Genomic DNA, 19,645 nt, shown 5'->3' with positions numbered 1-19,645 from the left:
GACTATTAAGTTTTATATATCTCTTCCACGGAGTCCGTTTCTCTTCCTGCTCTTCTGCCAGAAGACTACAAAAAAAGCGGTCTAATCCGAAGATTAGACCGCGGCATCGCGCGTGGGTATATCCGTGTATGATTAGCCTTGAAGCAGCAGCTGCTCCGGATCCTCCAGCATTTCTTTCACCGCGACGAGGAATCGAACCGCTTCGCTTCCGTCTACGATACGGTGATCGTAGGAAAGCGCGATGTACATCATCGGACGGTTCTCCATGCGCGTCTCGTCGATGGCAACCGGGCGGACTTGGATCTTGTGCATGCCCAGGATGCCGACTTGAGGCGTATTCAGGATCGGAGTGGAAAGCAGCGAGCCGAATACCCCGCCGTTCGTAATCGTGAAGCTGCCGCCTTGCAGATCGCTAAGCGAAAGCGTGTTGGCGCGAGCCTTCTTAGCCAGGTCCACGATGCTCTTCTCGATTTCGGCAAAGCCCAGACGGTCCGCGTCGCGAACGACAGGAACGACGAGCCCTTCCTTCGCGGAAACCGCGATGCCGATATCGTAGAACTTCTTCACGACGATGTCTTCTCCGTCGATCTCCGCATTCAGCAGCGGGAATTGCTTAAGCGCCCCGACTACGGCTTTGGTGAAGAAGGACATAAAGCCGAGATTCACTTCGTTCTTGTCGAAGAACGATTGCTTGCGGCGCTTGCGCAGATCGAGGATCGCCGTCATGTCGACCTCGTTGAACGTCGTCAGCATGGCAGCCGTACGCTGCGCTTCGACTAGACGATTCGCGATCGTCGCGCGGCGGCGCGACATGCGCTTGCGTTCGACCGGCTTGCCGCCCGTGCTCGCGCTGGCCGCCGGAGCGGATGGAGCTGGAGCAGCAGGCGCGGGAGCCGCTGCCGGAGCAGGAGCTTGTACGCCGTGCGAACGAACGTCATCCGGATAGATGCGTCCGATGCTGTCTTTGCCTTGCACTTGCGTCAGGTCGATGCCTTGCTCGCGAGCGAGCTTGCGCGCTGCCGGAGAGGCGTTAACCGAAGCCGCGGACGAAGCAACCGCTACGGCTGCCGGTGCCGGTACCGCCGCCGCAGGAGCCGTGGCGGCTGGCGTTTCAGCCGCTTTCGGAGCTTCCGCAGCCGGCGCAGGCGCTGCTGCCGGAGCGCCGGAGGAGGCGCCGATCGAACCGATCGCCTCGCCTACCAGCACAACCTCGCCGTCTTTTTTTGCGATGCTGGATACAACGCCGCTGCTGTCGGCGCTGATTTCGATGTTTACTTTATCCGTTTCAAGCTCCAGAAGGACGTCGCCTTGATTGACGGTGTCGCCTTCCTTCACGAACCACTTCGTAATCGTTCCTTCGGAGATGGATTCTCCCAATTCCGGTACAATAATATCTGCCATTTGTTGCTACCCCCTTACCAAACTCGATTCGAATGGCTGGCCATTCAAAGCGGAAGAAATAATCGCTTGCTGCTCTGCTGCATGAATTTCCTGATGTCCCGTCGCCGTGCTCGCGCGGTCCGGACGTCCGATGTAACGAACGTTCACCTTGCCCGGAGCAAGCTCGCGCAGGCGAGGCTCCATATAGAACCACGAGCCTTGGTTTTTCGGCTCTTCTTGTACCCATACGATCTCTTCCAGCTTAGGGAACTGGCTGATCACGCGCTCAAGCTCCGCTTGCGGCAGCGGATACAGCTGTTCCACGTGAGCTACCCGCAGCCAAGCGTAATCCCCTTCATTGCCGGAAGACATCGCTTCAGCCAGATCGACCATCACTTTGCCCGATCCCAGAAGGAGGCGTTTTACTTTTTCTTTGGCCGCTTTCGGCTCCGTGAAGCTGAACTGCGGAAGAACCGGCTTGAACGAACCCTCGCTGAACTCGACGCCATGCGACGCGACGCGCGGGTTGCGGAGCAAGCTCTTCGGCGCCATCAGAACAAGCGGACGAACATTGTCGCCCTTCAGCATCGCCGCCTGCTTACGCAGCAGGTGGAAATATTGCGCCGATGTGGTCAAGTTCGCGACCGTCCAGTTGTTGTCGGCGGACAGCTGAAGGAAACGCTCCAAGCGGGCGCTGGAGTGCTCTGGTCCTTGGCCTTCGTAGCCATGCGGCAGCAAAATCACGATGCCCGACTTCTGAGACCATTTCGCGCGGCCTGCCGACATGAATTGGTCGAAGATAACCTGCGCGACGTTAGCGAAATCGCCGAACTGCGCTTCCCAGATCACGAATGTCTCTGGAGCAAACACGTTGTAGCCATATTCGAAAGCAAGCACCGCGGTCTCGGACAACGGGCTGTTATGCACCGCGAACGACGCTTTCGCCTGCGGGAACATATGAAGCGGCGTGAACTTCTGCCCTGTCGCGTTATCATTAAGCATAATATGGCGATGCGCGAACGTGCCGCGCTCGGAGTCCTGGCCGCTCAGGCGGATCGGCGTGCCGTCGGCTAGAATCGTGGCGAAGGCGAGTGCCTCCGCATGCGCCCAATCCAGCTTCTCCCCATCGTTCAGGCTGTTTGCGCGGCGTTGCAGAATACGCTGCAGCTTCGAATATTCCGTGAATCCTTCCGGACGATTAAGAAGCTCCAGGTTAATTTCCTTCAGCGTCTCAAGAGGCACGGCCGTAGCCACGTCCTCCGGCACGATGACGCCCGTCTCCTGCGTCACTTGCACGTGCGGCTTGCCTTCGTTCGCCTTCATGGCGTCGTAGCCGGCTTGCAGCGCGTTCGCCGTCTTCTCGCGAAGCTGCTCCACTTGCTCGTCCGAAATCGCCTTCTGATCCTTCAGCATGTTCGCGTACAGCGTCGCGACCGTCGGATGATTGCGCACTTTCGAATAGACAAGCGGTTGAGTCGCATCCGGATCGTCCATCTCGTTATGGCCGTAACGGCGATAACCGATCAAATCGATGACGAAGCCTTTCTGGTAGCGGAGGCGATACTCCGCCGCGAGTCTTACGGCTGCCAGGCACGCTTCCGGATCGTCCGCGTTCACGTGAACGATCGGCAGATCGAAGCCTTTGGCCAAGTCGCTGGCGTAGTAAGTCGAACGGGAATCCACGCTGTTCGTCGTGAAGCCCAGACGGTTGTTCGCGATAATATGAAGCGTACCGCCATTGCGGTAGCCTTGCAGATTGTTGAAGTTAAGCGTCTCGGCCACGATGCCTTCGCCGATAAACGCCGCGTCGCCGTGTACGCATACGGTAACCGCGTTGTGAAGGTCCTGCTCGGGGAAGCCCGGTTTGGTCCGGTCCTCTTGCGCCGCGCGGGTGAATCCTTCGACTACAGGATTAACGAATTCCAAGTGGCTCGGGTTGTTCGCCAGCGTCACTCTGGCGCGAACGGTCTCGCCTTCGGTGAAAGCGCGGTCCGCTCCCAAGTGATATTTCACGTCGCCCGACCAGCCATAGTTAATGCCGATCGACCCTTCCGAAGGAACCACTTCCTTGTTCGGAGAATGATGGAATTCGGAGAAGATCTTCTCGTAAGGCTTGCCCAGCACGTGAGTAAGCACGTTCAAGCGTCCGCGATGCGCCATGCCGATCAGAATTTCGTGGGCGCCGTCATGCGCGACCGCGCGGATAATCTCGTCCAGAACCGGCACCAGCATGTCGACGCCTTCGATCGAGAATCGTTTCTGACCGACGAACGTCTTGTGAATGAAGCTCTCGAACTGCTCTACTTGCATTAGACGTTCGAGCAGCGCCTCCTTCTCTCTCGCGGAGAGCGGCGCAGGGAACGATCCCGATTCCGCTTGCTTATGGAGCCAGACGCGCTCGTTCTCGTCGTGAATGTGCGTAAATTCGTAAGCGGCCGAACGGGTGTAAATTTCTCTGAGCCGCACGATGGCTTCCAAGCCGTTGGAGATGTTGGCCGGCGCGTTATCCCAAATCAGGGACGCGGGAATGGACGCCAGGTCTTCCTTCGTCAAGCCGAACGTTTCAGGCTCCAGCAGCTTCGTGTCCGCCGTCTGGCTGATGCCTAGAGGATTGATATCCGCGCCCAAATGGCCGTACCTGCGAATGTTCAGCATGAGCTGATGCGCGGCAACGACCTTCTTAAGCATATTGCTGTCAATCGGACCGCTCGTTACAGCCGATGGAACGGCGCCGGCGCTTGCTGCCGGTGAGGCGGCAGCAGTCGAAACGGCTGCTGTGGAGGGCGGCGCTCCCCACTGTTGAAACATTTCGCGAACCGATGCTTCAACGGCATTCGGATCGTTCAGGAACAGTTCGTATTGCTCCTGCACATAACCAAGATTGGGACCATAGTAGCTTTTCCAAGGCGAAGAGTTGCGCTCATCATGGATGCTCATTGCAGAAAATTCCACCCTCTCTATTCATAACCATCCTAGTGTTAGACATGGCGGACGATTCCATGCATCTTCCGCCGTCTCCTTCCCTTTCAAGCGAAAAAGAAGAAGCCGTAACGCTACTATTCATGCAATAGCGTAGCTTCTTCATATTTTAGTACAATAACTGCCGGTCAACCATAATCTTATTGGCATCGGTTTCATGCATTTCAAGCATAAATAACGGTTATTGGCATGGGAATGCGTGATGAATCGATTGCCATTCCTCTCTATTGTTCCCGTTTTTGTCCCCGATGAACCTCTTTCCCCTTCGATTCATGAAAGAAATCCCCCGCCCTTGAAGGGCGGTCCGCGTGATGCTTGCGGAACAAGCTCCGTCCGAAAGCGCTATTGTCCCGCCGTCAGTTCAATAAGCGTGCGAACCATGACGCCCGTCGCCCATTTAGGTTCGTAGCCGCGGTTCGCCTCGAGCCACGCCGTGCCGCCGATGTCCAGATGCACCCATGGCAGGCCCTCCGTGAAGTGGCCGATGAACATGCCGGCTTTGCTGGCCGCCGCATACCGGCTTCCTCCATTCTTCAGATCGGCCGCGTCGCTGCGCAGATCCTTCATGAATTCCGGATATGCGGGCAGCTGCCATATCCGTTCGCCTGCCCGCTCCGAAGCCCGCAGCACGTCCGTCATAAGCGCGTCGTTATTCGTGACCGCTCCCGTCGCTTCGTAACCAAGGGCGATCATGACGGCGCCCGTTAACGTCGCCACGTCGATCAGCTTCGTTGCGCCTCTGCGGATGGCGGCGGTTATTCCGTCGGCAAGCACGACCCGCCCTTCCGCGTCGGTGTTCACGATCTCGACCGTATACCCGCTCATCGTTTGAATGACGTCGCCCGGCTTGAACGCTCGGCTTCCCGGCATATTCTCGGCGGCTGGAATGACGACGACCGCGTTCACTTCCGCCTTCAGCTCCGCCATCGCGCGCAGCGCGCCCAGCACGGCGGCCGCTCCGGCCATATCGGAGATCATCTCTTCCATCCCGAGACCTTTCTTCAGCGAGATGCCTCCCGTATCGAAGGTAATCCCTTTTCCGATCAATCCCCATACGTCCGGCGAGGAAGGAGCTCCTTTATAATGCAAGACGATCATGCGGGGAGGATTCACGCTGCCCTGCCCGACTGCCAGCAGACCGCCCATTCCCTGCTCGGCGGCCGTCCATTCGTCGATGACCTCGATCTCCAGATCATATTCCGACGCCAGCTCCTCCGCGTGGAACGCAAGCCGCTCGGGCGTCAGATCGTTGCCGGGAAGATTCGTCAAATCCCTTGCGTAAGCGACGGCTTCCGCAAGCACTTTGCCCCTTGCGGTCCCTCTCTCCCAAGCGGCTTGCTCGTCCGGTGATGACAGGAGGCTGTCAACCGGTCTATAGGATACCTCGCTCAGGACGAAACGTTCTTTGTTCTCCCGCTTCTGCGGCTTGCGGTCATGAAGCGCCATCAGCATGCCTTCGGTTAAGGCTTGGGCGACGATCTCGACGCCTGCCCCTTGCAGCTCCGCTCCAAAAGCCGCCGGGCTCAAAAGAAGCTCAATATGGGCGGCCCGCACCCCGCGCGCGGCCTTGGCCGCCGCGGCGGCGGCCAGCCGCAAGCCTTCGGCTCCTCTGCCAGAGGCGTACCCGGCAAATATAACATACGGAGACTTGATCAAACCCAGAGTCGGGATCACTTCCGTCTGTCCGGATTTGCCCGTGAACAAGCCTTTCGCAAATGCCCGGCGAAGCTGCTCGTCGATGCCCGGCTCGACGATCGCACCGGTTCCTTTTAATTCGTCCTCCGTTATGTAACGAATGATGGCTTCGGGCGCTTCCCCGTTATTGGTCGGTTTCCATCCGAATGTCGTTTCCATTATCGATTCCCGCCTTCCTTTACATGCAAAAAAACCGGGACGCTTGGTCCCGATTCGATTCTATACGTGCGTATTCAAAAAGTCCAGTTTTCAGCGAACGTTCGTTTATACCGCCAATGGCAAATAGATGCTGAACTCCGTCCCGCTGCCTACCTGGCTGTCCACGCGGATCGTCCCGCCATGATTCCGAATGATTCGGTAGCTGACGGACAGGCCAAGCCCGGTTCCTTCCTGCTTCGTGGTGAAGAAAGGATCGAACAGCCTGCTCATCGTAGACTTGTCCATTCCTTTGCCGTTATCCTTAATGATGATCTGAACATACTGCCCGTCGTTGCTGAGCAGGATATCGATTCGGCCTCTTCGTTCGTTCTGCACCTCCTCGACGGCGTCGAGCGAGTTTTTGAGCAGATTCAGAATTACTTGCTTGACTTGCTTGATATCAATCGACACCTTCGCTTCGGCTTGACAGGATTCTACCGATATTTCGCAATTCCGCAGAAGCGACTCGCTTTCCGTCAGCATGACGACCTCGCGAATGAGATGGTCGATGGACGTTGCCTGCTTCATGGGCGCCGAAGGCTTCGAGGAGTTAAGAAATTCGTAAATAATGTCGTTCGCCCTGTCGATCTCCGTCAGGATGATCCTCGCGTATTCTTCTTTGCCGACATCAAGCAGATAGGGTCTCAGCAGCTGAATGAAGCCGCGGATGCTGGTGAGCGGATTGCGTATTTCGTGCGCGATCGCCGCCGCGATCTTCCCGAGCATCGCCAGTTTGTCGTTCTGAAGGGCGCTTTGTTCGATCTGCTTGTACTCCGATACGTCCTTCACGCTGAATAGGAAATCTCCTTCCAGATCGTCGCCGTACGTAACGGTGGCAAGCAAATGCTTGCCGTCCTTGTGTTGAAATTCGTAATATCGGCTTCTCTTCAGGAACATCTCCCGGTAGAGCCGAAGAATCGTCCTTTTTGTGCTGATCTTGAGGTCGCGGTGAAGCAAAATTTCGCGAATGTTGCAGCCTACCAGCGTTTTTCTCGGTATATCGAGGAGCTTCGCCATCTGCACGTTGATAAAAGAGAGAATGCCGTCGCTGTCGAATAATGCGATTCCGCTGTCCATGTGCTGCAGGACGTTTTCATACTTATTCTTCACTCTTTCGAAGGAACGGTCGGACCGCGGCATCAGCTCTCGAATCCGAACTGACTTCTCCGCCGAATCGGGCTGCTGATCGCGGCTCGTTATCATCAGCTCCGTCAAAAAAATATAGGAGCGATGATAAATCTTCGGGACTTCCTTCATATCTACGCTTGCGGCCAACTCTTGCACGCATTCTTCATGAACGGCTAAAATTTCTTCCTGATTGAATTCATAAAATTGTTTGCCCAGCTCATTCGCATGATGAAGCGATGCCTCCTTGCCACCCCGGATATACTCGGCAAGCGCCGGGAAATAACGCTTTCGAATGGCTTGCATCTATTACCCTCCCCGGCAAAGCTATCAATATCAAAAATTGCTGCCTATGCTTACCACTTATCATAGGATTTGCTTACAAAGAATGTCAATCGGAAATCCTGTCGAATTATGCGTATCGAATGACGTTGCGAAAACGCTTAAGCGACCGCGGTCCTAATCCCGATCGCGGCCGGTGTTTTTACGGTCTTTATTCCTATCATTGTCGCTATCGTCGTTTCGATCATCGTCGTCTTCGTCTTCCTCGTCATCTTCGTCTTCTTCGTCATCGTCGTCGCGGTATTTGTTTTTGTTAGAATCCCAGCGATCGTCATCGCGTCCACCGTTCCAGCCGTTCCAACCGCTCCAATCGTTCCAATCCTCCCAGGAGGCATTGTCGCCCCTAACGTTGTCCTTCCCTTTGCCAAGGTCGTCATCGTCACGGTCATTGTCGCTGTCGTCGTCATCACGATCGCTGGTTTTGCCTTTGTTGGCATTGTTTTTTTGCCCGTTATTTTTTTTGCCGTTGTTCTGCTGCTGTCCGTTTTTACGATCAACGTCTTCTTCGTCTTTATCCTTATCGTCATCTTCTTTGCCGCCCTTTTCTTTGTTACCGTTCTTGGACGGCTTAGGCGAAGAAGTTGGCTTAGACGCCGGTTTAGCCGACGGCTTGACAGCTGCTTCGGCAGACGGCGCCGTCGACGCGCTTGGTTTGGCGTTTGCGCCGGTCTGCGCCTCCGCTTTTTTCTTTTCTTTCTCCTTGTGCTCCTTGGCGAGCAGCTCTTGGAGCTTCTTCTTAGTCGAAGCGTCGTCCTCCGTTTCCGCTTCTACAAGGCTCTGCACGCCTCCGACCGGCTGTGTCCATACATCGATCGGCTTCTCTTTCAGCTCGGCCAAGTCGCCTTCGTACCCTTCATCCTTCGCCATCAGGTAGACGGCCATCTTACCGGACGATACGCCGTTCGCGTCCGCTTCCTCCCGTATCTCCTCCGGCACGGACAACGTTGTAATCGTGACGTCCTGCACTTCGGATGCATGGTCGGCCAGCCATTGCTGCAGTTTTTGGTCGAGCTTGCTCTTCAGCAACTCTTCGAATTCCGCCTCGAACGACTGGTCGCCTGCCAGCAGAATGCCCGCGATGAGAATTTCCTTGTGAGGCGCGTCCAAATAATGCGAGTCTCTTGCTTCCTCCAGAATGGCGGCGGCAACCGCCTCCACGTCTTTTCCTTTGTACGAAATACTTTCGATAATCCGGGCGCCGTCTTCATTGAGCGCTCTAAGCTGACGGACGCGTTCTTTGGCGTCAACGCCGATCTCAACGCTTGGATTAATGTCCATTGTCAAATAAGCGACAACGGAATTGGACGCTTGGAACGCGTATGCGAGTCCGGAAATGATCAGCAGACAAAGCATAGCCGCCGCCCCCGCGTAGGAATAGATCCTGCGGCTTAACGGGCTTCTTCGCCTCTGTACGACCTCCTCCGCGAATACAACCTCTTCCCCGACCCGAGGCGAGCCATCCAGCGGAGCGCGAAGAAATTGGCCGTCCGGCGTCATGACGACGGCATGGCTTTTATGAATGCTCATTACGATCCCTCGCTTCATCTCATCACCTCCTTCTTCTTCGTGTGCTGCTCGCTGCCAAGCGTTAAATAATCTTGCATATAGGGATAGGTCCCCGAGCGGATGATCGCAATCGCGATAATATACTTTCGATTGCGCTCAAGCGTCTTGCGCGAGACGCCGCACGTCTCCACCAGCTCCTTGATCGGCAGCTTCTGCGTAAGCCTGAGACTCTCCATCAAGCGATTGTCTTCCGCGAGAGTCGCGGATATATTCATTAACATCGCCCTTGAATCGGCATGCTTGGGCGAATGCTCGACAAGCTCCAGGAACGTGATGCCGTACAGCTCGAGCTCGAGATTCAGCTCCTCGATTTCCGAGCGCCGCTCCGACTCGCTGCCCGCCGAATCGTAGGCCTGAAGGGCCTGCTTCGTTTCGATCACGTTAAAGACGGTACCGTCATCGCTCTCCGAATCGTAAGAACTATATGGGACGGTCTGAAGATGTCTTTGTTCTTTTCGGGCATGATCAATAAGCCGACGTTGGATGACGGTTTTCGCGAATCCGAGGAACGATGAGCCCGCCGCGCTGTCGTACTGATTGATCGCTTCGTTGAACGCAACCAGCGCGATGCTGAATTCATCATCAGCGGATGGATCGATATACCGTCTGCAAAATCTGCTTGCCACCTTTGCTATGTATGGTGAATACTCGGCGATGAACTGCTCTCTCAGCATCTCTTCGCCTTGTCTTATTCTCGCGATATACTGCTCCGGTCCCAGCTTGAGCTCCGGGCTAGAGGGAACCGATTTCCGCAGGAAACGCTTCATTAGGATCAGCAACAACCGCTCCACCTCGCTACTATAAGTTTCGACTCCCCGCTGCGCGTTTGTGGGGGTATCATGAAGATTTTTTAATAATATTTCATCCGCAAAAAAAGAAAGCCTCCGCGAGGGAGGCGTCGTGCATATCCGCTTCGTTTAAACCGATGACCGCCGCAGCTGGAGCTTGTTCCGCCGGCTGTTCAAGGCGATCAAGCGTTTCTTGAGCGTCGCTTGCCATTCCGAATCGTCAATGCTTCGAGCAAAGCTGAGCAGATCGAGCGACATGTCAATCTGGCTGCGTACGACATCAATAGGCTCCTCATCCTCATGATTGACACAATTCTCCAGCAGCGCTCTTTCGTCTTGGTCCACGTAATCCTCGTAATCGACCTCGGCCGCGCCGTCTCCATGGGCGTATTCGGCGAGAATATCGTATTCCTGCTGAGCCAAATAATGCACATCAACGCGATGGCACACCGGACAGAAGGTTATCGGAACATTGTGAATATGCGTCCGATAATACTTTAACGTTCCTTTGGTTCCAATCATGCTGGCTCCGCAGCAAAAGCTCATCGCGACACGCTCCCTTACGCAGATTGCTACGCTCCTGGTATCGTGGAACACGTCCACGTTAAAGACGGTCTCAGATATTATGTATTCGGTCAACAGGCCCGAAATTCCTTCATTTCATCCCCATATGAGAGTTTCCTCATGTTGGGATCGGGGCAATCGCGGCCGAACAAAACAAAAACATGCCCGCCATCCGAAGATGGGGGCATGCCCGGTACAGCTGCATATTATTTCGTCATTGCCGCAACGATCAGATCGCCCATCGCGGACGTGCCGATCGCCTTGCTCTTGTCTACCGCGATATCGCCTGTGCGGTGTCCGGCATCCAGGACGTTCTTCACGGCGTCTTCGATCGACTTCGCGGCTTCGTGGTAGCCGAATGTCAGGCGGAACATCAGCGCGACGGACAGAATGGTCGCGATCGGATTCGAGATGCCTTGGCCAGCGATGTCAGGCGCCGAACCGTGTACCGGCTCATACAGACCGAAGCTGCCTTCGCCGAGCGATGCGGAGGACAACATGCCGATCGAACCCGTCAGCATGGCCGCTTCGTCGCTTAGGATGTCTCCGAACATGTTCTCCGTCACGATAACGTCGAAGCTCGAAGGGCGGCGGAGCAATTGCATCGCGCAGTTGTCGACCAGCACATGCTCGAGTTCCACTTCCGGATATTCCACGGCGATCCGGTTGACGACTTCGCGCCACAGGCGGGATGTCTCAAGCACGTTCGCTTTGTCCACGGAAGCCAGACGTTTGCTGCGAGTCATCGCGATGTCGAACGCTTGGCGAACGATACGCTCAACCTCTTGCACGTTGTATACGCATGTATCGACGGCTTCTTCGCCGTTCGCGCCTTCGCGGCGGAATTTCTCGCCGAAATAGATGCCGCCCGTCAGCTCGCGCACGACGATCAGATCCGTGCCTTCCAGCACCTCGGGCTTAAGCGTCGACGCATCCTTCAGGCAGTCGAATACGTTGGCCGGACGAATGTTGGAGAAGAGGCCTAGAGCCTTGCGAATACCGAGCAAGCCTGTCTCCGGGCGAAGCTCCTTCGAGTTGTTGTCCCATTTCGGCCCGCCCACGGCGCCAAGAAGAACGGCGTCCGCGGATTTGCAGAGGTCAAGCGTTTCCTGCGGGAGGGGCGTACCTTTCTCGTCGATCGCGATCCCGCCGAACAAGGCGTGCTCCGTCTCGAATTGATAGCCGAACAGCTCCTCGGTTTTTTTCAGTACCTTCAATGCTTCCCCGACTACCTCCGGGCCGATTCCGTCTCCGCCCAGTACGGCGATTTTTTTTACTTCTGCCATCTTATTTCAACTCTCCTCTATATCATTCTCAGTCTATTATCATTTGTACCACAAATGAGAAGTGAACACAAAGATATAAAATCTATTAGCTTTATAGGAACGATCTATAGGAAGAGGAAGCTTTTTCGGAATTCACTGATTTTCGCAACTTGCAGAGCGTTCGAATCGTTTAAACATATGGCTGCCAAGCCGGCATGAAGCTGCAACCTGGAAAGAGGTATCCGAATGACATTCCATTTTCTAAATCACATAGGAGAACGCAATAAGGCGCGGCTCCTGTTTTTTGCTTACTTTGTACTCTTGCTCGCAACCGAGCATCATTTTTCCTTTATGCTGTTCAACCTCTTCTTGGCCTACGCGTCGTTGGAAATCTGCTTCCTGCTGCCGTTGTTCCAGGCCAAAAAAACGTCGGAGCTGCCGGCCAGCCTTCTCGTGCACACGCTGTTTCTCCTGATGTCGCCGAACGTCTTCTATATCGTTACGGATCTAATTCATCTCAATGCATTCCCGTTCCGGTACACGTCGGGACTTCAGGTGAAGGAATGGTGGCATTTTATGATCTTGTGACGGGAGTGCTTCTTTCCATCTTCTACTACACCCTTATGGTGAAGCAGCTTCGAAGACTATGGCTGCGGAGCAGGTGGAGACGATTCGCCGGACCGCTAATGCTTGCGTTTATCGTGCTGGGCAGCATCGGCATTTATATCGGTCGATTCCTCCGATTCCATTCCGTCCACTTCTTCACGGAGCCTCTCCAGCTGCTAGAGAGGTTTGTGTCCTCCTTAAACCGCGACTCCCTTCTGTTCATCGGCTGGATGACGCTTCTGCAGCTGCTTCTCGTATGGGTATTCGCGCCGAGGCCGGCGGATGAAGGAGGAAAGCCATGACCGAGCTTACGTTCGATGCGATTACCATCACTATGCTGCTCTCGATGATGGCGGGCTTTCAGTTGTTTATGGCGTTTGTTCTTTATCGCTTGGAACGTTCGGCGGTTTGGGCATTGTTGGCCCTTCTATTCCCTCTTGGTCTGAACGTGCTTCTGTATCAAGCCGTGAAGCTCGACATTTCGGCCGGTCCTGATTTTGAAGGGCTGACGGATAGGCGGAGGAGGCTTTGGCGCGGCGTCTATTTGTTCCTGTTGCTGCAATATATGGCGCTGTTCGGGCTCTTGGGCTGGTTTTTGTCCCCTGTCGGATAACGTAATCATTTCCGAAAATAAAAACACGCCGAAAGCGCGGCGCCATGAACACATGACGATCGCGCGCCCTTCGGCGTGTTTTTGATTTTAAATCAAGCTCATCTTATCCCGGCGGCCCGGCGATTTGCGCTTGTCGATGAGTCTGTTCACCGCATCGATGTACGCTCTCGCGCTCGCTTCGAGAATATCCGTGCTCAGGCCTCGGCCCTGCGCCGACACCTCATCCTGCTTCAGAACGACGTGCACTTCGCCAAGCGCGTCCTTGCCTTGCGAGACGGACTTGATGGAGTAATCCTCCAGCTCGACCGCTTCCTTCGTCGCGAGATCGATCGCGTTGTAGATCGCGTCGACGGAGCCGTTGCCCTCCGCCGTCTCTTCGCGAGTCTCGCCTTCCGCCGTACGCACGCGGACGGTTGCATTCGGCGTCGATTGGTTGCCGTAGCTCACCTGGATCGTCTCCAGCGTGAACACCTCTGGCGTGTCAATCAGCTTCTCTTCGAGCAGCGCGCGAATATCCTCGTCGCTGACCGCTTTCTTGCGGTCGGCCAAATCCTTGAACTTGGCGAACGCCGCGTTCACCGCCTCGTCCTCCAGCTCGTAGCCGAGGTCGATCAGCTTCTCGCGGAACGCGTGGCGTCCGGAGTGCTTGCCGAGCACCAGCTTGGATTCCTTGAGGCCGATCGTATCCGGGGAGATGATCTCGTACGTCGTCTTCTCCTTCAGCATGCCGTCCTGGTGAATGCCGGACTCGTGCGCGAACGCGTTGGCGCCGACAATCGCTTTGTTGCCCGGCACGACCATGCCTGTCAGCTTGCTGACAAGGCGGCTCGTCTTCGCGATTTCCTTCAGGTTGAGCGTCGTCTGCGCGCCGAAGAAATCCGGACGCGTCGCGAGCGCCATCGCCACTTCTTCGATCGCCGTGTTGCCCGCGCGTTCGCCGATGCCGTTGATGGTGCCTTCGACTTGATCCGCTCCGTTCAAGATCGCGGCCAGAGCATTCGCCGTCGCCATGCCGAGATCGTCGTGGCAGTGCGCGCTAAGCTGGATCTTCTCGATATTCGGCACATTCTCCTTAAGCGTCTTGAAGATGTTGCCGAACTCCTGCGGGTTCATATAGCCGACCGTATCCGGAATGTTAACGACCGTCGCGCCCGCCTTGATCGCCATGTCCGTCACCTGGCACAGGAAATCCAGCTCGGTACGGCCCGCGTCTTCCGGCGAAAACTCGATTTTGTCGAAATACTGCTTCGCGTAACGGATTGCGCGGTCGGCCGCTTCCAGCACCTGCTCCTTCTCCATCCGCAGCTTATGCTTGCGGTGAATCGGGCTCGTCGCCAGGAAGAGGTGGATGCAAGGATCCTGCGCGCCCTTCAGCGCTTCGCGCACGGCGTCGATATCCTGCTCGCGAGAGCGGGACAAGCCGATAACCGTCGCGTTCTTCACCGCGCGGGCAACCGCGTTCACCGCGGCCAGGTCGCCCGGCGATGCGGCTGGAAAGCCGGCTTCGATGCGGTCCACGCCGAGCTTCTCGAGCTGCAGCGCGATCTCGACCTTCTCCTTCGTATTCAGGTTTACGCCAGGAGATTGCTCGCCGTCACGAAGCGTTGTATCGAAGATATAAATTTTCCGCATGTTGCACTTTACCTCCGTGAACAGAATCATCCCGATACCGCGCGAAGCTTGGCATGCCGACGCCGCTTACGCTTGCCGGCATGCGCTCCGGTGGACCGGGATTGGGTTGATCCTTCTAGGTTATTTCTAACGGCTGGCCGTTATTACTTCTTGATCCAGTGCATCAGCTCGCGAAGCTGTTTGCCTGTTTCCTCGATCGGATGAGCAGCTTCATTGCGGCGAGTAGCCGTCAGCATAGCGCGGCCGGATTTGTTCTCGAGGATGAAGTCGCGCGCGAAACGGCCGGATTGGATATCTTCCAGAACGCGTTTCATTTCTTTTTTCGTTTCTTCGGTTACGATACGAGGACCCGTTACATAGTCGCCGTATTCCGCCGTGTTGGAGATGGAGTCGCGCATTGTAGCCAGACCGCCTTCGTACATCAGGTCAACGATCAGCTTCAGCTCGTGCAAGCACTCGAAGTAAGCCATCTCTGGTGCGTAGCCTGCTTCAACCAACGTTTCGAAGCCTGCTTTAACCAGCGCGGAAGCGCCGCCGCAAAGAACAGCTTGCTCGCCGAACAGGTCTGTTTCGGTCTCTTCTTTGAAAGAAGTTTCGATAACGCCCGCACGAGTACAGCCGATACCTTTTGCATAAGCAAGACCGATAGCTTTCGCATTGCCTGTAGCGTCTTGATGGATCGCGATCAAGCCAGGAACGCCGAAGCCTTCTTGGTACGTACGGCGAACCATGTGACCCGGCGATTTCGGAGCGACCAGGAATACGTCCTTGTCCGCGCTTGGAACGATTTGGCCGAAGTGAACGTTGAAGCCGTGGGAGAACATGATTGCCGCGCCTTGCTTCAGGTTCGGTTCGATTTCTTCATGGTAGACTTGAGCTTGCGTCTCGTCCGGAAGCAGGATTTGAACAACGTCAGCCAGCTTCGTTGCTTCCGCTACCGTCAATACTTCAAATCCGTCTTTTTTAGCCACGTCGGCGGATTTGCCCGGGCGAAGACCGATAATAACTTTCAGGCCGCTGTCGCGAAGGTTTTGCGCTTGCGCGTGACCTTGGCTTCCGTAACCGATAACCGCGATTGTTTTGCCTGCCAGTACGCCTTGGTCGGCGTCTTTTTCGTAGTACAATGTAACTGCCATGAGATGATTGCCTCCTTTTATTTAACCCTTTTGAGCGGGTGTTTAAGCGGAGAACCGCGGTATCTAGCGGGTTTCTCCTCTTAAACTCCCGCTCAAAGCGGGATTTGAAACCGTTGATGAATAATTACAGCTTATTGCTTCACGTTACCGCGGTTAAGCGCGGTAACACCAGTGCGCGAAAGCTCGCGGATGCCATAAGGCTTAAGAAGCTCGACCATCGCGTCAATCTTCTCCGTATCGCCCACGACTTGCACCATCAGCGATTGCGTGCCGATGTCGACGACCGCCGCCCGGAACGTCTCGACGACGCCGAGAATTTCGGGTCTTGCCGACGGCTCCGCATGCACCTTGATCAAAGCCAGCTCTCTCGCGACCATCGGGTTCGCGCTCAGATCGACGACCTTGATGACATCGATCAGCTTGTACAGCTGCTTCGTGATTTGCTCCAGCGTATGATCATCGCCCGTAGTGACGATGACCATACGCGAGAGGCCTTGCTCCTCGCTAGTTCCTACCGTAATACTCTCGATATTGAAGCCGCGGCGTCCGAACAAGCCGGATACGCGCTGCAGAACGCCGGGCTGGTCATTCACGATTACTGCGATCGTATGCTTCTTCATTCCGCATCCCCCATGATCATTTGATCGATGGTTCTGCCTTGCGCAACCATCGGATAAACGTTCTCGTCACGGCGCACCACGAATTCGACGACGGCCGGACCAGGATGACGGAGCGCTTCCTCCCATGCGGAGCGCGCTTCTTCTTTGTTCGAAGCGCGGAAGCCTTTGACGCCGTACGCCTCCGCCAGCTTGACGAAGTCCGGGCTGCCCGCAAGATCGATATGGCTGAACCGATTCTCGTGGATCAGCTCCTGCCATTGTCTAACCATGCCGAGCACCTGATTGTTCAGGATGACAACCTTAACCGGGATATTATTGATGGCGCAGATCGCAAGCTCCTGAGCGCACATCTGCATGCCGCCGTCTCCGTTGATGGATACGACGACGCGGTCGGGATTCGCCATCTGGGCGCCGATCGCCGACGGGAAACCGAAGCCCATCGTACCGAGACCGCCGGAGGTAACCCACGAACGCGGCTTGTTGAACGGATAATATTGCGCCGCCCACATCTGATGCTGGCCGACGTCCGTCGTCACGATCGCGTCTCCGTTCGTCGTTTCGTGGATCATCTCCACGACCCATTGCGGCTTCAGCTCGACATCGGAATCCACATAAGTGAACGGATATTGCGCCTTCGATTGCTGGATGCCCGCTCTCCATTCGTCCGCTTGATCCGCGCGTACCGCGAGCTTATTCGCAAGCGTCAGAACGGTCTTCACGTCGCCGACGATCGGAATGTCCGTCGGCACGTTCTTGCCGATTTCCGCGGGATCGATGTCGATGTGGACGATCTTGGCATGAGGAGCAAAGCCGGCCAGCTTGCCCGTTACCCGGTCATCGAACCTTGCGCCGATATTGATCAGCAGATCCGCCGACTGGATCGACATGTTCGCCGTGTAGGTTCCGTGCATGCCCGGCATGCCGATCCACAGATCGTTGCCGCTTGGGAATCCGCCAAGTCCAAGCAGCGTCGTCGTGATCGGAATTTGCGTCTTCGTCACGAATTCGAGCAGCTCTTCATGCGCTCCAGAGTAGACGACGCCGCCGCCCGCTAGAATAAGAGGCTTCTTCGCTTCGGCGATCGCCTTGATCATTTTATCTACTTGCAGCTTATTCGGATTAACCGTCGGGTTATAGCCCCGCAGGCTTACTTCCGTTACCGGCTTGAACAGCGTCTTCGCGGCCGACACGTCCTTCGGAATGTCGATCAGCACCGGTCCTTTGCGGCCCGTATTCGCGATATGGAACGCTTCATGGATAATGCGCGGCAAATCCTCGACATTGCGAACGAGATAGCTGTGCTTCGTGATCGGCATCGTAATGCCCGTAATGTCCGCCTCTTGGAAGGCGTCCGTTCCGATCAGGGTCGACATGACGTTGCCCGTAATGACGACGAGCGGTACCGAATCCATGTAAGCCGTGGCGATGCCGGTCACCAGGTTCGTAGCCCCCGGTCCCGAAGTCGCGATACAAACGCCTACCTTGCCGCTGGCGCGAGCATAACCGTCGGCTGCGTGAATTGCGCCTTGCTCGTGCCTTGTCAGCAAGTGGTTGAAGTCCGGATTCCCGTGCATGGCATCGTATATATACAAGACCGCGCCGCCCGGATATCCGAATACGCAATCCACGCCCTCCAGTAGAAGGCTGCGCAGCAAGATCTCCGAGCCCGAAATCACTTCAGGCTTCGAGAGCCTCTCGATGAGTTCCTCTTTAGACTTTAATGTTGCACTTTGCGTTGCCATCAGTCATCCTCCTCTCAAGAAAAACAAAAAAACCTCTCGTCCCTCAGCAATAAGCTGATAGGGACGAAAGGTTACGCTTCCGTGGTACCACCCAAATTCGTTGTCTATCTCCCGATAAACAACCTCCATAGGTTAGAACGCTGTGCACATTCCGACGTTCTACCATGGCACTTTAACGCTTGCCCTGCGATACTCCCTAATACGCAACGGATGTTGCTTTTCAGGAGGATAGCTCCGAGGTGAGCTCGTAGAAAAGGGGTTTTGGCGTCGGTTGCAGCTAATCCGCACGCTCTCTGAACAAAAGAGCCCTTAACACTTCGTCCTCATCATTGCCGATTGATATGACTTTTCATTATTATATGCCGATTCTGACAGTTCGTCAAGAACCATGAGAAATCCTCTACCGAGTCCTTTTTCCGGCCCGCCTCGCGGCAGCCGCACCTCCGCAAGCCGCGAACATATACTATTGTAGCCTAATGCAGGCAATATCATGCAGCGCGTCTTGGCGATTGCGGCGCGCAGAATGGAGTGGATGCCATGATTCGCGCACGCAAGCCTTCGGATGACTCCGAGCTAGTCCGGCTTATCCGCACGGAATTGATTCCCCTCTCCCATACCGCCCGCCCGCTGGACGCCCATATGATCCGCGAGCTGCCGAAACGGTTTCGGCGCGGCGTTACCTATGTCGCGACCCGGACCAAACAAGGCCCTCCCGTCGCTTTCGTCCATTTTCACGCGCTGGGTGAGCAGCTGTATATCGATATGCTCGTTACTCACCCCGAGCATCGCGGACAAAGCTGGGGGAGAACCTTGATGGCCTATGCCGAAGCCTTCGGCAGAAAACATAAGTGCGATGTGTCCCGGTTGTTCGTCGATCGGAGCAATCCCGGGGGTCATCGCTTCTACAACAAGCTAGGCTACTTAACCGTCCGTTACATTCACGAGCTGCAATGCTACGAGATGCTTAAGCCGCTCGTCTAAGCGGTCTCGTCCGTTCTTGCTTAATAACCGTTAAAATAACCGCCTGGATATCCGCCGTTCGGGCCATATCCCCCGTATCCTCCTCCGTAACCGCAGCCTCCGCACGTCGGTACTCCGCAGCCGCAGCCGCCGTAACCTCCGCCCCAGCCTCCGCCCCAGAAGGGCAGCGTGCCGATCGCGAGCAGATCGAACAGGACGAGCGGCAAGATCCAGAAGCTCGTTTTTGCCTTTTTGCCCTTCGATCTTTTGTTCGATGCCAAATACAATCGGTCGCCGCGAACCTTGACCAGCTTGCCGGTTACCACCGAACCGTCCCTACGCATAGCATAGATGGATTTGCCGACCAGTTTCCTTGCTTGCGACCTGGAAACATTACGCATGCCAAATCCCTCCTTTCCCGTTATTCTTCAGTG

General features: G+C 55.7%; 15 protein-coding genes and 1 pseudogene. 3 read left to right on the top strand and 13 right to left on the bottom strand.

What is annotated here, in order from left to right; all coding sequences use genetic code 11:
- Window positions 1-132 precede the first annotated feature (132 nt).
- The 8 genes from odhB to leuB all read right to left on the bottom strand — a co-directional run bounded on the left by odhB (window position 133) and on the right by leuB (window position 11,923).
- Entirely contained in the window at window positions 133-1,401 is a 1,269-nt protein-coding gene (gene odhB, locus NQZ67_RS00770; RefSeq protein WP_257441888.1) for a 2-oxoglutarate dehydrogenase complex dihydrolipoyllysine-residue succinyltransferase, read from the bottom strand.
- 6 nt (window positions 1,402-1,407) lie between these two features.
- Window positions 1,408-4,317, bottom strand: a complete 2,910-nt coding sequence (locus NQZ67_RS00765) for a 2-oxoglutarate dehydrogenase E1 component (protein ID WP_257441887.1) — start codon at window positions 4,315-4,317, stop codon at window positions 1,408-1,410.
- Between the two features lie 384 nt (window positions 4,318-4,701).
- Window positions 4,702-6,213, bottom strand: a complete 1,512-nt coding sequence (locus NQZ67_RS00760) for a leucyl aminopeptidase (RefSeq protein ID WP_257441886.1) — start codon at window positions 6,211-6,213, stop codon at window positions 4,702-4,704.
- Between the two features lie 105 nt (window positions 6,214-6,318).
- Window positions 6,319-7,683: an ATP-binding protein gene (locus tag NQZ67_RS00755; protein WP_257441885.1), complete on the bottom strand. Its 1,365-nt coding sequence runs from the start codon at window positions 7,681-7,683 to the stop codon at window positions 6,319-6,321.
- A 153-nt stretch (window positions 7,684-7,836) separates the two neighbouring features.
- A complete protein-coding gene (locus NQZ67_RS00750) occupies window positions 7,837-9,264 on the bottom strand; it encodes an anti-sigma factor domain-containing protein (RefSeq protein WP_257441884.1) in 1,428 nt (475 codons plus the stop codon).
- Window positions 9,261-10,064 (bottom strand): RNA polymerase sigma factor SigI, encoded by an 804-nt coding sequence (gene sigI / locus NQZ67_RS00745; protein WP_306812637.1) that lies wholly within the window; start codon window positions 10,062-10,064, stop codon window positions 9,261-9,263. The genes NQZ67_RS00750 and sigI overlap by 4 nt, the downstream gene beginning before the upstream one ends.
- A gap of 138 nt (window positions 10,065-10,202) precedes the next feature.
- Window positions 10,203-10,619 (bottom strand): hypothetical protein, encoded by a 417-nt coding sequence (locus tag NQZ67_RS00740; protein WP_257441882.1) that lies wholly within the window; start codon window positions 10,617-10,619, stop codon window positions 10,203-10,205.
- Window positions 10,620-10,843: 224 nt separating this feature from the next.
- Entirely contained in the window at window positions 10,844-11,923 is a 1,080-nt protein-coding gene (gene leuB, locus NQZ67_RS00735) for a 3-isopropylmalate dehydrogenase (RefSeq protein ID WP_257441881.1), read from the bottom strand.
- A 225-nt stretch (window positions 11,924-12,148) separates the two neighbouring features.
- On the opposite strand from leuB, the pseudogene NQZ67_RS30545 reads away from it, so the two are divergent.
- A pseudogene (locus tag NQZ67_RS30545) lies at window positions 12,149-12,810 on the top strand (DUF1361 domain-containing protein).
- Window positions 12,807-13,121, top strand: a complete 315-nt coding sequence (locus NQZ67_RS00720) for a hypothetical protein (protein ID WP_257441878.1) — start codon at window positions 12,807-12,809, stop codon at window positions 13,119-13,121. The pseudogene NQZ67_RS30545 and the gene NQZ67_RS00720 overlap by 4 nt, the downstream one beginning before the upstream one ends.
- 87 nt (window positions 13,122-13,208) lie before the next feature.
- On the opposite strand, the gene NQZ67_RS00715 is transcribed toward NQZ67_RS00720, so the two are convergent.
- The 4 genes from NQZ67_RS00715 to ilvB form a co-directional block, all read right to left on the bottom strand.
- Window positions 13,209-14,753, bottom strand: coding sequence for a 2-isopropylmalate synthase (locus NQZ67_RS00715; RefSeq protein ID WP_257441877.1), 1,545 nt, complete (start codon window positions 14,751-14,753; stop codon window positions 13,209-13,211).
- Window positions 14,754-14,896: 143 nt separating this feature from the next.
- Window positions 14,897-15,889 carry a ketol-acid reductoisomerase gene (ilvC, locus tag NQZ67_RS00710; RefSeq protein ID WP_257441876.1) on the bottom strand — a complete coding sequence of 331 codons (993 nt, stop codon included), beginning with the start codon at window positions 15,887-15,889 and terminating at the stop codon, window positions 14,897-14,899.
- A 131-nt stretch (window positions 15,890-16,020) separates the two neighbouring features.
- Window positions 16,021-16,509, bottom strand: a complete 489-nt coding sequence (gene ilvN, locus NQZ67_RS00705; RefSeq protein ID WP_257441875.1) for an acetolactate synthase small subunit — start codon at window positions 16,507-16,509, stop codon at window positions 16,021-16,023.
- Entirely contained in the window at window positions 16,506-18,251 is a 1,746-nt protein-coding gene (gene ilvB / locus NQZ67_RS00700; RefSeq protein ID WP_257441873.1) for a biosynthetic-type acetolactate synthase large subunit, read from the bottom strand. Before ilvB ends, ilvN begins: the two co-directional genes overlap by 4 nt.
- Window positions 18,252-18,788: 537 nt before the next feature.
- Between ilvB and NQZ67_RS00695 the strand changes: the two genes are divergently transcribed.
- A complete protein-coding gene (locus tag NQZ67_RS00695; RefSeq protein ID WP_257441872.1) occupies window positions 18,789-19,232 on the top strand; it encodes a GNAT family N-acetyltransferase in 444 nt (147 codons plus the stop codon).
- Window positions 19,233-19,252: 20 nt separating this feature from the next.
- On the opposite strand, the gene NQZ67_RS00690 is transcribed toward NQZ67_RS00695, so the two are convergent.
- Window positions 19,253-19,612 (bottom strand): hypothetical protein, encoded by a 360-nt coding sequence (locus tag NQZ67_RS00690; protein ID WP_257441871.1) that lies wholly within the window; start codon window positions 19,610-19,612, stop codon window positions 19,253-19,255.
- Between the last annotated feature and the right edge of the window lie 33 nt (window positions 19,613-19,645).

This window comes from Paenibacillus soyae, from assembly GCF_024623455.1.
Lineage (GTDB): Bacteria > Bacillota > Bacilli > Paenibacillales > Paenibacillaceae > Pristimantibacillus > Pristimantibacillus soyae.
Note: the sequence above shows the minus strand (reverse complement) of the source record. Positions and strands in the feature narration are given on the sequence as shown.

What these genes read in the sequence shown, in the direction of transcription:
- odhB (WP_257441888.1), bottom strand. Translation starts at nt 1,401, where the DNA reads ATGGCAGATATTATTGTACCGGAATTGGGAGAATCCATCTCCGAAGGA.
- NQZ67_RS00765 (WP_257441887.1), bottom strand. Translation starts at nt 4,317, where the DNA reads ATGAGCATCCATGATGAGCGCAACTCTTCGCCTTGGAAAAGCTACTAT.
- NQZ67_RS00760 (WP_257441886.1), bottom strand. Translation starts at nt 6,213, where the DNA reads ATGGAAACGACATTCGGATGGAAACCGACCAATAACGGGGAAGCGCCC.
- NQZ67_RS00755 (WP_257441885.1), bottom strand. Translation starts at nt 7,683, where the DNA reads ATGCAAGCCATTCGAAAGCGTTATTTCCCGGCGCTTGCCGAGTATATC.
- NQZ67_RS00750 (WP_257441884.1), bottom strand. Translation starts at nt 9,264, where the DNA reads ATGAAGCGAGGGATCGTAATGAGCATTCATAAAAGCCATGCCGTCGTC.
- NQZ67_RS00740 (WP_257441882.1), bottom strand. Translation starts at nt 10,619, where the DNA reads ATGAGCTTTTGCTGCGGAGCCAGCATGATTGGAACCAAAGGAACGTTA.
- leuB (WP_257441881.1), bottom strand. Translation starts at nt 11,923, where the DNA reads ATGGCAGAAGTAAAAAAAATCGCCGTACTGGGCGGAGACGGAATCGGC.
- NQZ67_RS00720 (WP_257441878.1), top strand. Translation starts at nt 12,807, where the DNA reads ATGACCGAGCTTACGTTCGATGCGATTACCATCACTATGCTGCTCTCG.
- NQZ67_RS00715 (WP_257441877.1), bottom strand. Translation starts at nt 14,753, where the DNA reads ATGCGGAAAATTTATATCTTCGATACAACGCTTCGTGACGGCGAGCAA.
- ilvC (WP_257441876.1), bottom strand. Translation starts at nt 15,889, where the DNA reads ATGGCAGTTACATTGTACTACGAAAAAGACGCCGACCAAGGCGTACTG.
- ilvN (WP_257441875.1), bottom strand. Translation starts at nt 16,509, where the DNA reads ATGAAGAAGCATACGATCGCAGTAATCGTGAATGACCAGCCCGGCGTT.
- ilvB (WP_257441873.1), bottom strand. Translation starts at nt 18,251, where the DNA reads ATGGCAACGCAAAGTGCAACATTAAAGTCTAAAGAGGAACTCATCGAG.
- NQZ67_RS00695 (WP_257441872.1), top strand. Translation starts at nt 18,789, where the DNA reads ATGATTCGCGCACGCAAGCCTTCGGATGACTCCGAGCTAGTCCGGCTT.
- NQZ67_RS00690 (WP_257441871.1), bottom strand. Translation starts at nt 19,612, where the DNA reads ATGCGTAATGTTTCCAGGTCGCAAGCAAGGAAACTGGTCGGCAAATCC.